Origin of the sequence: Micromonospora gifhornensis (assembly GCF_016863515.1) — a bacterium.
Taxonomy (GTDB): Bacteria; Actinomycetota; Actinomycetes; order Mycobacteriales; family Micromonosporaceae; genus Micromonospora; species Micromonospora gifhornensis.
Genome location: NZ_BOPA01000050.1, coordinates 1 through 13,959, shown reverse-complemented (window position 1 = coordinate 13,959; position 13,959 = coordinate 1). Strand labels below are relative to the sequence as shown.

Annotated in this window: 10 protein-coding genes; 6 read left to right on the top strand and 4 right to left on the bottom strand. The window is 69.2% G+C overall.

Annotated features, from left to right (window positions below):
* Positions 1 to 212 precede the first annotated feature (212 nt).
* Positions 213 to 1,958: a murein biosynthesis integral membrane protein MurJ gene (murJ, locus tag Vgi01_RS27105; RefSeq protein WP_102658755.1), complete on the bottom strand. Its 1,746-nt coding sequence runs from the start codon at positions 1,956 to 1,958 to the stop codon at positions 213 to 215.
* A 126-nt stretch (positions 1,959 to 2,084) separates the two neighbouring features.
* Between murJ and Vgi01_RS27100 the strand changes: the two genes are divergently transcribed.
* The 3 genes from Vgi01_RS27100 to Vgi01_RS27090 all read left to right on the top strand — a co-directional run bounded on the left by Vgi01_RS27100 (position 2,085) and on the right by Vgi01_RS27090 (position 6,739).
* A complete protein-coding gene (locus Vgi01_RS27100) occupies positions 2,085 to 3,545 on the top strand; it encodes a CCA tRNA nucleotidyltransferase (RefSeq protein WP_013736587.1) in 1,461 nt (486 codons plus the stop codon).
* Between the two features lie 210 nt (positions 3,546 to 3,755).
* Positions 3,756 to 5,837 carry a S8 family serine peptidase gene (locus Vgi01_RS27095; RefSeq protein WP_204292964.1) on the top strand — a complete coding sequence of 694 codons (2,082 nt, stop codon included), beginning with the start codon at positions 3,756 to 3,758 and terminating at the stop codon, positions 5,835 to 5,837.
* 422 nt (positions 5,838 to 6,259) lie between these two features.
* Positions 6,260 to 6,739: a methylated-DNA--[protein]-cysteine S-methyltransferase gene (locus Vgi01_RS27090; RefSeq protein ID WP_204292976.1), complete on the top strand. Its 480-nt coding sequence runs from the start codon at positions 6,260 to 6,262 to the stop codon at positions 6,737 to 6,739.
* A 525-nt stretch (positions 6,740 to 7,264) separates the two neighbouring features.
* Here the strand turns inward: Vgi01_RS27090 and Vgi01_RS27085 are convergent.
* Positions 7,265 to 7,651 (bottom strand): hypothetical protein, encoded by a 387-nt coding sequence (locus tag Vgi01_RS27085; RefSeq protein WP_204292963.1) that lies wholly within the window; start codon positions 7,649 to 7,651, stop codon positions 7,265 to 7,267.
* 40 nt (positions 7,652 to 7,691) lie between these two features.
* Between Vgi01_RS27085 and Vgi01_RS27080 the strand changes: the two genes are divergently transcribed.
* Positions 7,692 to 8,045, top strand: a complete 354-nt coding sequence (locus Vgi01_RS27080) for a hypothetical protein (RefSeq protein WP_102658760.1) — start codon at positions 7,692 to 7,694, stop codon at positions 8,043 to 8,045.
* Positions 8,046 to 8,296: 251 nt separating this feature from the next.
* Here the strand turns inward: Vgi01_RS27080 and Vgi01_RS27075 are convergent, their stop codons facing one another.
* Together Vgi01_RS27075 and Vgi01_RS27070 are read right to left on the bottom strand one after the other, a co-directional pair.
* Positions 8,297 to 9,376 carry an inositol-3-phosphate synthase gene (locus tag Vgi01_RS27075; RefSeq protein ID WP_102658761.1) on the bottom strand — a complete coding sequence of 360 codons (1,080 nt, stop codon included), beginning with the start codon at positions 9,374 to 9,376 and terminating at the stop codon, positions 8,297 to 8,299.
* A 23-nt stretch (positions 9,377 to 9,399) separates the two neighbouring features.
* On the bottom strand, positions 9,400 to 10,038 hold the full coding sequence (locus tag Vgi01_RS27070) for a PadR family transcriptional regulator (RefSeq protein ID WP_013736582.1): 639 nt from the start codon (positions 10,036 to 10,038) through the stop codon (positions 9,400 to 9,402).
* Positions 10,039 to 10,228: 190 nt separating this feature from the next.
* Between Vgi01_RS27070 and Vgi01_RS27065 the strand changes: the two genes are divergently transcribed.
* Positions 10,229 to 10,687, top strand: coding sequence for a DUF5318 family protein (locus Vgi01_RS27065; RefSeq protein WP_204292962.1), 459 nt, complete (start codon positions 10,229 to 10,231; stop codon positions 10,685 to 10,687).
* A gap of 196 nt (positions 10,688 to 10,883) precedes the next feature.
* Positions 10,884 to 13,793, top strand: coding sequence for a transglycosylase domain-containing protein (locus tag Vgi01_RS27060; RefSeq protein WP_373307051.1), 2,910 nt, complete (start codon positions 10,884 to 10,886; stop codon positions 13,791 to 13,793).
* Positions 13,794 to 13,959: the final 166 nt, after the last annotated feature.

Genomic DNA, 13,959 nt, shown 5'->3' with positions numbered 1-13,959 from the left:
AGGCCGCCTACAACGAGCTGTCGCCGGGGCGGTGCAGGCTGTACGCGGTGGATCAGGTGTCAGTGGGGTTCCCGTCGATCGGCCGACCACACTCGGCCTTCCGGTTGGTTATCCACAGGCCGATCCGGTAGGTGAGCGGCGACGCGCTGAGTTATCCACAGGCACATCCCCAGCCTGGTGATCCTCGACCACGCTCGGTGAATGCGTGGAGATCAGCGGCCGAGCCGGCGACGGACCATGCCGACCACCTCGGTGATCTCGGAGATCCGGAGCAGCATCGCCAGGCCGAGGTAGGTACCACCGATCACCGCCCCGCCGACGACCAGCTGCACGAGGGCCTGCAGCCGGGTGGGCGTGTCGTCGCCGGGTAGCAGGGCCACCACCAGCAGACCGACGAGTGCGGCGCCGAGCGCGGCCACCGCCACCCGGCCCAGCGTGCGCAGGATCGTGCCCAGCCCGATGCGGCCCACCCTCGGGCGCAGCAGCCAGGCGGAGGCGATCGCGGCGGCGAGGTACGAGATCGTGTTGCCGATCATCATTCCGGACGCGGCGAAGCTCGCCGAGAAGGCCGCGAACAGCCCGATCTGCACCAGCGCGCGCAGCGCCACCACCGGGATGTTGATCAGGGCCGGGGTGCGGGTGTCCGGCAGGGCGTAGAAGGCGAAGGTGAACAGTTGGCTGACCGCGAACGGCACCAACGCCACCGCCGCGAACAGCAGCACCGGGGCGGTCGCCTTCGCGCCTTCGTCGGTGAACGCCCCCCAGCGGAACAGCGTGAAGGCGATCGGGGTGGCCAGCACGGCGTAGCAGACGGCGATCGGTGCGAGCACCGCCGAGACGGTGCGGGTGCCTCGGGACAGGTCGGCCGCCAGGTCGGCGTACCGGCCGTCGGCGGCGGCGGCGCTCATCCGGGGCATCAGCGCGGTGATGATCGAGACGGCGATGATGCCGTGCGCCATCATCAGCAGCAGGAACACGTTGTTGTAGATCAACGCACCGGCGGCCTGCCCACTGGTGCGGCTGAGCAGGTTGAAGACCACGATCAGGCCGATCTGGCTGACCGCCACGTAACAGAACATCCAGGCGCCCAGCCGACCCAGCTCGCCAAGACCGAGCGCGCGGAAGTCGAACCGGAACCGCCACCGGAAGCCGACCTTGCGCAGCGCGGGCAGCAGCCCGGCGGCCTGGACGGCCACACCGAGCAGGGTGCCGCCGCCGATCAGCAGGATCCGGCCGGTGGTCATCTCGTCCGGGGCGAGGATGTCGGTGCTGAAGATCGCGATGTACAGGCCGGCGGTGGCGATCACCACGATGTTGTTCAGGATCGGCGCCCACATCGGGGCGGCGAAGTGCCCCCGGGTGTTGAGCACCGCGCTGATCAGCGCGCTCAGGCCGGTGAAGAAGATCATCGGCAGCATCAGCCGGGCCAGCGCGGTGACCAGGGACCGGTAGTCGGCAGGTGCCTCGTCGCTGGCGTACAGCCAGGTGAGCACCGGTGCCATGGCGACCGCCAGCAGCGCCGCCGCGCCGAGCGCGACCACCGCCAGGGTGAGCAACCGCTGGGTGTACGCCTGACCGCCGTCCGGGTCGAACTTGCGCCGCCGCACCAGCACCGGGATCAGCACGCTGGTGAGGATGCCGCCGAGCAGGAACTCGTACACCATTCCGGGCAGGATCTGGGCGGTGGTGTACGCGTCACCGATGGCCGAGCCGAGCGCGGCGGTGATCGCCAAGGTGCGCAGGAAACCCGTACCCCGGCTGACCAGGCTGCCGACGGCCATCACCGCGCTGTTGGTCGCGGCGCTGCCCTCCGCGACCTGCTCCTGCGGTGGGGCGACCGACTCGGCGGCGGGCTGGTTGAGCGGGTCGGCGGAGATGAACGTGGCACCGTCACCGGGCCGGCCGCCGGGCGCGCCGCCCTGCTGGGCGTTCGCGCTGCGGTAGAGCCCGCCGCTCATCTGCGCCTCCAAGGGGATAGGCCGGAACCGGCACCGGCCCGCACGCCACAGACCTTAGTCAACCCCGGCCCGTTACCCGCGCCCGGCGGAGGAGATGCCAGTCAGGACCGATAGGCTGCTGATCCGATGTCCGACGCCGCCGCATCCCACGCCACCGACCGCCGCGAACTGAGCGCCGCGCAGCGCAACGCCGTCGCCGAACTGCTCCGGGTCTCCCCGGTCGCCGACGAGTTGGGCCGCCGATTCGCCGCCGCCGGTCACGAACTGCATCTCGTGGGCGGTTCGGTACGCGATGCGCTGCTCGGTCGGCTCGGCGAGGATCTCGACTTCTGCACCGACGCGCACCCGGATCAGACGCTCGGCATCGTGCGGGGCTGGGCCGAGGCGATCTGGGAGACCGGACGCGAGTTCGGCACCATCGGCTGCCAGCGCGACGGTCTGCGACTGGAGATCACCACCTTCCGCGCCGAGTCGTACGACCAGGTGAGCCGGAACCCGGTGGTCGAGTACGGCACCAACCTGACCGAGGACCTGCGGCGGCGGGACTTCACCATCAACGCGATGGCGGTGAGCCTGCCGGATCATCGCTTCACCGACCCGTACGGCGGCCTGGCCGACCTGGCCGCGAAGGTGGTGCGTACCCCGGGCACCCCCGCCGAGTCGTTCGGCGACGACCCGCTGCGGATGCTGCGGGCCGCCCGCTTCGCCGCGCAACTGCGCTTCGCGGTGCACCCGGACGTGTACGCGGCGATGACCCGGATGGCGGCCGACCTGGACCGGATCACCGCCGAGCGGATCCGGGACGAGTTCACCAAGCTGCTCTGCGCCGCCGACCCGATCACCGGGCTGCGGCTGCTGGTCGACACCGGGCTGGCCGAGCGCTTCCTGCCCGAGTTGACCGGCCTGAAGCTGGAGATCGACGAGCACGCCCAGCACAAGGACGTCTACGAGCACACCCTCACCGTGGTGCGCAACGCGATCTCGTACGAGCAGGACGGGCCGGACTTCATCCTGCGGATGGCCGCCCTGATGCACGACGTCGGCAAGCCGGCGACCAAGGCGGTCGGCTCCGACGGGCGGGTCAGCTTCCACCACCACGAGGTGGTCGGTGCCCGGTTGACCAAGGCGCGGATGAAGGCGCTGCGCTACCCGAAGGACATCACCGCCAAGGTCACCGCCCTGGTCGCGCTGCACCTCCGCTTCTACGGGTACGGCCGGGGCGAGTGGACCGACTCGGCCGTCCGCCGGTACGTCACCGACGCCGGTGATCTGCTGTCCCGGCTGCACAAGCTGACCCGGTCGGACTGCACCACCCGCAACCGGCGCAAGGCGGCTCAACTGGCGGCGGACTACGACGCCCTGGAGGAGCGGATCGCCCGGATCGCCGCCGAGGAGGACCTGGCCCGGGTCCGTCCCGATCTGGACGGCAACGCGATCATGGAGTTGCTCGGCGTACCGCCCGGGCCCATCGTCGGGCAGGCCTGGAAGTACCTGAAGGACCTACGCCTGGAACGCGGGCCGCTGGACCGTGACACGGCCGAGGCCGAACTGCTGCGCTGGGCCCGCGAGCAGGGCATCGGTAGCTGAGCGCAGCCGGTCTTCACGTTATCCACGAGTGTCCTGCCTCGACGGTCGCTACGACGAAACGCCCACGTTCCGACCAAACGGTTGACCCCTGCCTTGCACAGTTCATTCATGATGTTGGGGCGTCCTGCTCGTGTCATCTGCCGCAGTAGGACATTCCATTGCCCGTTCGGCCGCCGCTGGCTGCCGACGACAAAACGGGGAGATCGCCTAGTGAAACGACGTGGCGTACTGCGCCGCACGGCGGTAGCGGGGCTCGCCCTCGCCACCGCCTCGTCCATCCTCACCGTCGCCACCGGCGGCGTCGGGATGGCTGCTCCCGCCGACTCGGCCCGCGCCGAGGTCCGTGGCAGCGAGGGCACCGGCGTCGTGCCGGGCCGTTACATCGTCGTCCTCAAGGACAAGCAGGCCACCTACAGCAGCGTCCGGGCGCTCGCCTCGACCTTCGTCAAGCAGCATGGCGGCAGCGTCCGTCAGGTGTTCGACTCTGCTCTCGTCGGCTACTCGGCCGCGATGGACCAGCGGCAGGCCGAGAGGCTCGCCGCGCATCCTGCCGTCGACTACGTCGAGCCGGTGCGCCGGCTGTCGGCCAACGGCACACAGAGCAGCCCGCCGTGGGGTCTGGACCGGCTCGACCAGTACACGGCGAAGCTGAACAAGACCTACAAGTATCCGAACACCGGTAGCAAGGTCACCGCGTACATCCTGGACACCGGCATCAACGTCAAGCACCAGGACTTCGGCGGCCGGGCCACCATGGGGTACGACGCGATCGACCCGCCGCCGCCCACGCCGGACCCGGATCCCACCGATCCGCCGGTGGACGGCGTCAAGGCCAACGCGAACGGGGACTGCAACGGCCACGGCACGCACGTGGCGGGCACCGTCGGCGGCACGAAGTACGGTGTCGCCAAGGGCGTCAAGCTGGTCGGCGTACGGGTGCTCGACTGTGACGGTTACGGCACGACCGAGCAGGTCGTCGCCGGTGTCGACTGGGTGACCGCGAACGCGCAGAAGCCGGCCGTGGCCAACATGAGCCTCGGTGACGTCGTCACCATCCCGTCGCTCGACGAGGCGGTGAAGCGCTCGATCGCCTCGGGCATCACCTACTCGCTCGCCGCCGGTAACTCGATGATGGACGCCTGCAAGACGTCCCCCGCCCGGGTGCCGGACGCGATCACCGTCGGGGCGACGGACCGGGTCGACATGCGGGCCTGGTTCTCGAACTACGGCAAGTGCCTCGACGTGTTCGCACCGGGCGTCAGCATCGTCTCGGCGCGGCACGACAACAACACCGGCAGCGTGGGCTACAGCGGCACGTCCATGGCGGCCCCGCACGTGGCGGGTGCCGCGGCGCTGCTGCTGCACTCCAACCCGACGTGGACGCCGAAGCAGGTCCGCGACCGCATCGTCACCACCGGTGTCGCGGGCGCGGTCTACGACACGAAGGGCTCGATCGACCGGATGTTGACGGTCGGTTCGATCACCCCCACCCGCAGCGGTTTCGGCTTCAAGGCCAAGTCCAACGGGAAGTTCGTCACCGCCGCCAGCACCAAGAAGGCGCTTGTCAACAACGGCAAGAGCCTGGGCACCGCGCAGCGCTACGACTTCGTCAACGCCGGAAGTGGTCTGATCGCGCTGCGGTCCAAGAGCACCGGCCGGTACGTGGTGGCGCCGAGCAACGGCACCAAGCCGCTGATCGCCAGCCACAAGACGATCGTCAAGTCGGCGAAGTTCCAGATCATCAACCACGCCGACGGTACGGTCAGCCTCAAGTCCAAGATCAACGGCAAGTACGTCACCGCGCCGAAGTCGGGTACCTCGACGTTGAAGGCGAGCAAGACCAGCATCGGCTCGTCGGAGAAGTTCAACATCGAAGCGCCGGCTCCGGTGATCAGCATCAAGTCGAAGGCCAACGGCAAGTACGTCGTGGCCGGCAGCAAGCCGCTGATCGCCAGCAGCAGCAAGGTCACCAAGTCGGCGAAGTTCCAGATCGTCAACATCGGTGACGGCTTCTTCGGCCTCAAGGCCCTCGCCAACGGCAAGTACGTGACCGCCGCGAGCAAGGGCACCAAGCCGCTGATCGCCAGCGCCAAGTCGCGCGGCGTGTGGGAGAGCTTCGACTTCCTCGACTACAACGGCGACGGCACGGTCTTCTTCCGGGCCAGCGACAACCAGGCGGTCTCCGCCGGATCAGCCGGCACCAAGCAGCTGATCTCGAACAAGAACATCAAGTGGTTCGATTTCGAGTTGGGGCTCGGCAAGGGCGAGAAGTTCACCGTCTCGGCCGCGTAACACCCCACGCACCATCCGACGCCCGTCGGAGCCCCCGGACACCCGGGCCGCTCCGGCGGGCGTCGCTCGTTGAGCCATCCGCGCACCGGGGCCGCTCCGGCGGGCGTCGCTCGTTGGGGCACCCGCTCCCTCGGGCCGCTCCAGCTGGGTGTTCGGCGCGCCCTGGCGTGGGGGTGTGGGCATCCCACCGCCCGGTGAAGATCACGCTCGATGGGATCGAGTGGCTTCCCCGGCTCGGGATACCACTCGATCCCAGATCGAGTGCCAGTCGAGCGGGGTGGTGGATTGGCTGGCGGGTGGCAGTCGGACGGAGGCGGCAGGTTGCCGGTTGAGGGCCAGTTGGGCGGGGTGGTGGATTCGTGGACGGCTTCGGCGTGGTCGGGGGCGTGGTTGCGGAGTCGGGCGTCGGGGAGAATGGCGGGATGCGTTGGACGCTGCTCGACTCGCCGATCGGGATCTTCTCCGTGGCCACCGAGGGTGGCAGCGTGTGCGGGGCGCACTTCGGGCTGGTCGAGTCCGCGAGTGAGACGCCGGCCGACCCGATCGCGGCGCGGGCGGTGACGGAGCTACGGGCCTACTTCGCTGGAGAGCTGACCGAGTTCGGGACTCCGGTGCGGGCGCCGCGCGGCTCCGACTTCGAGCGGGCGGTGTGGCGGGAGATGACCCGTATCCCGTACGGGGAGACGCTTACCTACGGGCAGGTGGCCCGGCTGGTGGGTGATCCCGGTGCGGCACGGGCGGTCGGGGTGGCCTGCAACCGCAACCCGATCCCGGTCATCGTGCCCTGCCACCGCATCATCGGTGCCGGCGGCAAACTGGTCGGCTTCGGCGGCGGCCTGGACCGCAAGGTCAAGCTGCTGGAGTTGGAAGCCCGGGTCGCCCTGCAACAAGCCTGGTCCTGACCGCCACCCCGCAGACCGCCACCCCGCAGACCGCCACGCTGCAGACCGCCACGCTGCAGACCGCCACGCTGCGGGCCGCCACGCTGCAGGTCGCCGCTGCCGACTGGCTTACCCACTGCCGCGGCCTGCTCGCCCACTGCCGCGACCGGCTCGCCCGGTGTCGCGGCCGGCTTGCCCACTGCCATAAACGGCCTGCCACTGCCGCGGCCAGCTTGCTGACTGCGGCGACCAGCGCGTGATCGACTCCGTTTCGCCGAAACGGCGGTGTCCGACCGCTACAGACACCACCGTTTCGGCGAAACGGCGGTCCCAGCCGCGCCGGGCACCTCGCTTGGTACCTCGTTGGGCTGGCGATACGGTGCGGGCCACCCCGTGCCTGCCCGTTACCTGGGTCGAGCCGGATCGGGGGTGTGGGCAGCGGGCTGGCCGGGCGGTCGTCCCGTCTTCGTCGCCCGCTGCGTCCGGCTGGGGCGGCGAAGCAGTTGCGCAGGAGCGCTGGTGGCCAGGAGGTCAGCCTGGGGGAGGTCAGCCTGGGGCGGGGAGGCAGCCGCCGTCGGCGATGCGGGTGCCGAATTCCACGGTGATGTCGTCCTGACGGACGCTGCCGAAGACGCATGCCCGGCCGGTCCATCCGGAGAAGATCAGCCCGTCACCGGGGCCGAGGTCAAGTCGACCCGGCGGGCGGACGACCACATCCAGCAGCCCGGTGCTGGCCACCGCCTGCCGTACCGCTTCCTCCTCGGGCGCGTCCCGACCGCCGACGGTCAGTAGGTTGAGGACGCGCTGCACTTCCACCGCACAGGCGTGGGCACCCTCGGCTGCCGCCGGTTCGAGGTTGCCCCGCTGGCGGAAGGCCTTGTTGGCTGCCTGCTGGCGCAGGAATTCCTCCTGGCGCAGCTGCTCATCGGTCATCGGATGTCCGCTGCTGGCAGCCTCCGGCGCAACCTGGGAGGTGACTGACCCGCCAGGCTTCGCCACCACCTCTGGCGGCGTAGCCGCCGCACCCGCACAGCGGGCCTCGACGATCGGCGTCGCCGAGACCGCCGGTGATGCCGAGACGGCCGGTGATGCCGAGACGGCCGGTGATGCCGAGACGGCCGGTGATGCCGGCCCGGTCGACGGGTTGCTGCCAGGCGGTGCGCAGGCAGTCAGGGCGAACACGAGGACGCCCGCGACTGCGCTGCCCACCCGGTATCGCGACCCGACGATGGCCGTGCCCCGGGTGAGCTGGTCGACGATGTCGGCTGAGGAACTCCACGTGTCCGTTGGACAGGTGGCCGCCATGCAGTTGCCAGGGCGGGAATGACGAAACGATCGGCAGTTGCCAAGGTGGGGAAAACGAAACGATCGCCTCCGCCTCGGCCCGCCGCTGCACCGCACTCGCCGCCGGGACGACCGACACTCGTCAATGGAGAGCACGTCGCTCAGCCTAGCCGGCGCTGGCGGTACGAAATGTCCTTCCGTACCGCGCCCTCTTTGCCTTGCGGTGGGGGTGGACAGCGGTGAGGGCCGGGTCCGTGCGGACCCGGCCCTCAGCGATGTGGCTGTGTCAGCGCGTCAGCGCTCGATCTCGCCGGCGATGAACGCCTCGACGGCGGCGTGCGCGTCGTGGTCGGCGTACTGCACGGGCGGGGACTTCATGAAGTACGACGAGGCCGACAGGATCGGGCCGCCGATCTTCCGGTCCAGAGCGATCTTGGCGGCGCGGACCGCGTCGATGATGACGCCGGCCGAGTTCGGCGAGTCCCACACCTCGAGCTTGAGCTCGGCGTTGAGCGGGGTGTCGCCGAAGGAGCGGCCCTCCAGGCGGATGTAGGCCCACTTGCGGTCGTCCAGCCACGGCACGTGGTCGGACGGGCCGATGTGCACGTCGCTCTTGGCCATCTCGTGCGGCACCTGGGAGGTCACCGACTGGGTCTTCGAGATCTTCTTCGAAACCAGGCGGTTGCGCTCCAGCATGTTCATGAAGTCCATGTTGCCGCCGAAGTTGAGCTGGTACGTGCGCAGCAGCTCGACACCGCGGTCCTCGAAGAGCTTCGCCAGGGCCCGGTGCACGATGGTCGCGCCGACCTGGCTCTTGATGTCGTCACCGACGATCGGCAGACCGGCGTCGGTGAACTTCTGCGCCCACTCCGGGTCGGAGGCGATGAAGACCGGCAGGGCGTTGACGAACGCGCAGCCGGCGTCGATGGCGGCCTGGGCGTAGAACTTGTCGGCCTGCTCCGAGCCCACCGGCAGGTACGAGACGACGACGTCGACCTGGGCGTCACGCAGCGCCTTGACCACGTCGACCGGTGCGGCGTCGGACTCCTCGACGATCTCGCGGTAGTACTGGCCGAGGCCGTCGAAGGTCGGGCCGCGCTGGACGGTCACGCCGGTCGGCGGTACGTCGCAGAGCTTGATGGTGTTGTTCTCGCTGGCGACGATCGCCTCTGCGAGGTCCATGCCCACCTTCTTGGCGTCGACATCGAACGCCGCGACGAACTGCACGTCCGAGACGTGGTAGTCGCCGAAGGTGACGTGCATGAGACCCGGGACGCGGTCGTTCGGGTCAGCGTTCCGGTAGTACTCGACGCCCTGCACGAGGGACGAGGCGCAGTTACCCACACCGACGATGGCGACGCGGACGGAGCCCATCGCGTGTGCCTCCTTCTTTTCTGTCACGGCCGCTCTTTCCTGGACTCTCCAGGCGGAGGCGGGCTGTTGTCTTCTCGTCGGCCGCCGGCCGTCCCGTCGTTCGGGACCGTCGGGGCACGGCCGGAGCGCTCGTTGGCGATGAGCTCCTCCAGCCAGCGGACCTCACGCTCACAGGCCTCCAGGCCGTGGCGTTGCAGCTCCAGCGTGTACGCGTCGAGGCGCTCGGCCGCTCGGCCCAGCATGTCGCGAAGTCCTTCGCGACGTTCCTCGATCGTGCGACGGCGACCTTCCAGGATGCGCAGTCGGGTCGCCTGGTCGGTTCGGGAAAAGAACGCGAAGTGCACGCCGAAACCGGTGTCGCCGTACGTCTCCGGCCCGGTCTGCGCGATGAGCTGGGCGAAGCGTTCCTTGCCCTCCGCGGTGATGGTGTAGACCACCCGACCTCGTCGGCTGGTCAGCGCGGGAACCTCCTCGGCGGTCGCGGGCGTGTCGGCGGCCTCGGTGATCCAACCCGCCGCCTGGAGGCGGCGCAGGGTCGGGTAGAGAGAGCCGTAGCTGATCGCTGCCCGGATCGCTCCGAGCTTGGCGGTGAGCTCCTTGCGCAGCTCGTAGCCGTGCATCGGAGCCTCCTGCAACAGGCCGAGGATGGCCAGCTCAAGCATCGGCCAACCTCCCCATTACCCTGTGCGTGGATCGCTAACCACCACGATGTATCGGACCGATACATCGCACCGTAGCGGCTCGCCCCGATCGGGGCAAACCCCCTCCCGTTAAACCCTCGGTCCGAGGTCTGCTAGTCACAGATCGTGACGGTGGTCGCCTCGTCTGGCGAGACCGCGTACCCTTTGCCGCATGCGTACGCAGCGCCAGGTCGTCGACTACTCGCTTCGGAGGCGAGCGCTGCTGCGTGAACTCGTCGCCGGCCGGGTCGGCACCTATGACCTGTGTGACGCGTCTCCGTACCTGAAGAACGCGGCTCGGTTCCACGGCGAGCCCACCGACCAGCGGTGTCCGATCTGCCGGAGCGAAAACCTCACCCACGTCCACTACATTTACGGCGACGAACTCAAGCAGTCCGCCGGCCAGGCCCGTACGGTGGCCGAGTTGTCGATGCTGGCGATGACGCTGCGTGAGTTCCAGGTCTTCGTGGTGGAGGTGTGCCTCGGCTGTGACTGGAACCATCTGGTGGAGCAGTACCTGCTCGGGCGGGACGGACTGACTGACAGCGAGGCGGAGCATGAGGCGGCCGGCGGGGTTGCCGCCGCTGCTGCGGGAGCCAACACTCGGCGAAGGCGAGAGGCCCAACGGTGATTCGAGCGCGATCGGCCAGCCCTGGCCGTGACGTACCTGGCCGGGGCGACCGACGGCTCGTAAGTGCGAATAGTCCGAAAGATTCGTATCTGATGCCGGCACCACGGCACCCCCGTGCCGTGCGCGCGGGTGTCGCATCTCACGGCAAACCGGTGGCGGCGCGACAGCGTCCCACCGCGACGGCAGGGTGTGAGGAATGAACTCGTACGGTGATCCCAGCTCCTCGCGCGGCCGGGCCTGGATACCGGGCCAGGACGACCCGGGGCAGGCGGACGACGCGTACCGCGGTCCGAGTGGTGACCCGCGTGGAGGCAACTGGACGACCGGACCTGAGGGCGCGGGCTCATCGGCTCGTGCCTCGGTCGGTGGGCGGGCCTCGGTCGGTGGTTCGGCGAGCGTGCCGACGCCGGGTCGATCCGCCGGCTCGGCCTCGGTCGGTCGCGCCGGTCCGGGTCGTGCGTCGGTGCCGGTCTCCCCGGCACCCGGTGGTCGTGCGTCGGTACCGGTCTCACCTGCCTCCGGCGGTCGGGCCTCGGTGCCGGTGTCGCCCGCGGCCGGCCGTGCCGGTCGTGCGTCGGTGCCGGTGTCCCCGACGCCCGGCGGGCCGGCGGGTCGGGCCACGGTCGGTGCGGCTGCCGTCGGGGCGGCCCCGGCCGGCCGGGCGAGTGTCGGTTCGGCGTCGGTGGGTGGTGCCGGCGGTCGAGCCGCCGTAGCGCGGGCCAGCGTCGGCGGTCCCGGGGGGCCAGGTGGACCGGGTGGTCCCGGTGGCCCGGGCGGACCGGGCGGACCGGCTGGTCCCGGGCGGGGCGGGCGTGACCCGAAAGCGGTAGCCCGGGCCCGTAGGCGCAAGCGGATGAACCTGCTGATCGCCAGCTTCGCCGTCTTCATCATGCTGGCCGGCATCGGCGTCGTCGGGTTCACCTACTACTCGACGAACGTGGTGCTGCCCAAGGAGATCCCGCTGCCGCTGTCCACCACCGTCTACGCCAAGGACGGCAAGACGCTGGTGGCCAAGCTCGGCAACGAGAACCGCACCTTCGTCACCATCGAGAACATCCCCCAGCACGTGCGCGACGCCGTCGCCGCCGCCGAGGACCGCAACTTCTACCGGCACTCGGGTGTGGACTACAAGGGCATCGCCCGCGCCGCCTGGAACAACCTCTCCGGTGGCGACAAGCAGGGTGCCTCGACCATCACCCAGCAGTACGCCCGCAACGCCTACGAGAACCTCCAGGACGTCAGCTACTCCCGGAAGGTGAAGGAGGCGATTCTCGCCTCCAAGCTGAACGACCAGTTCACCAAAGACGAGATCATGGAGAACTACCTCAACGTGATCTACTTCGGTCGCGGGGCGTACGGGATCGAGGCGGCGGCGCAGACGTTCTTCGGCGTCAGTGCCAAGAAGCTGAACGTGGCGCAGGGCGCGGTGCTAGCCGCGATGATCAAGCAGCCGGACGCCAGCGCGACCCACCAGGGGTACGACCCGGAGACCAACCCGACCGAGGCCAAGATCCGTTGGGAGTACGTGATCAACGGCATGGTCGAGGAGGGCTGGCTGGGTGCGCCGGGCAAGCCCGAGCGTCCGACCGAGTACCCGAAGATCCAGAAGATCAAGAAGGACAACGGCTTCGGCGTGGCCTCCCCGCGCGGCAGCGTGATCAACTACGTCCGCAAGGAGATGGCCGACTGGGGCATCTGCACTGAGAGCGGTGCGCCGGGCAAGCCGAGCTGTGTGAGCGAGTTGCGCGAAGGCGGTTACCGGATCACCACCACCCTCGATCCGAAGATGCAGAAGGCGCTGGAGGAGATCGCCCAGGTGGGCCGCAAGGGAGCGTTCCTGGCGGACCAGCCGAAGAACCTGATGCCGGCCGTGGTGTCCGTCGAGGCGAAGACGGGTCGTGTGCTGGCCTACTACGGCGGCAACAGCGGAGCGGACTACGACTACGCGGGCATGAACACCGACCAGAACGGCAACCTCGTCGGCGGCCACCCGCCGGGCTCGACGTTCAAGGTCTACACCCTGGCCGCGGCCATCGACGCCGGCATCTCGGTCAAGTCGTACTGGGACTCAACGCCGTTCACCCCTGAGGGCTACGACAACAAGATCGTGAACGCCGGGCGAAACGCCAGCTGCGCCAAGTCGTGCACCTTGCAGGAATCGACGGTGCAGTCGTACAACGTCCCGTTCTTCCATCTGGCCGAGAAGATCGGCAGTGACAAGGTGGTCGACATGGCCCGCCGGGCCGGCGTTCGCACCATGTGGACCGTCGAGCCGGTGAAGGCGTACGACCTGACCAAGAGCAAGCCCGAGCAGCTCGCGCCGAAGCACTTCGATCGGGTGGTCGGCTTCGGGCAGTACCCGATCACCGTGCTCGACCACGCCAACGGCTTGGCCACCCTCGCCAACGGCGGCAAGTACAACAAGGCGCACTTCGTGCGGACGGTCGAGAAGCTGAACAAGACGACCGGTAAGTGGGACAAGGTTCCCGGCACCGGCGAGAAGCTCAAGCCGCAGCAGGTGATCCGTCCGGAGGTCGCCGACGAGGTGACCGCCGTGCTCAAGGAGATCCCGGGCAAGAACAACGCCAGTGTGGTCAACCGTCCGCTGGCCGGCAAGACCGGTACCTGGCAGCTCGGCGACACCGGTAAGAACCAGGACGCCTGGATGGTCGGCTACGACAAGAACGTCGCCACGGCGGTGTGGATCGGTAGCCGCGACACCGAGAAGCGGGCCATCGTCGACCGGGGCGGCAGCAACATCAGCGGTGGTGGCCTGCCGGCCCAGCTGTGGAAGCGGTACATGGAGCAGGCTCTCAAGGGTTACGACCCCTCCGACCTGCCCAGCGTCGCCGGGGTCGGGGACGCGGAGGCCGGCAACGGCGTACCGCCGCCTCCGCCGCCGCCGGAGCAGCCCGAGTGCGAGCCGACGGACTTCCTCTGCCGGCTGGGCGGCGGTCGCAACGACGGCGGCGACAACCGGGGCGGTGGCCGGGACAACAACGGCGGCACCGTTCCGACAAACCCGCTTCCCCCCGGTCGGGACTCACCGCCGGGCGGCGGTGGCGGTGGCGGACTGCTGCCACCGCGATCAACAGATCAGGAGTAGGCGCAGGCCGATGCCAACAAGGGGGGCCGGACATCTGTCCGGCCCCCCTTGGCTTTCCACAGTTCCGGTCCGTGGATCAGTCGAGCGTTGCCACCTCGTTATGGCATCACCTCGTGCGGCTGTCCGGTGATGGTGCCGCGATGATCAGCCGATGAGCTTTCGACCT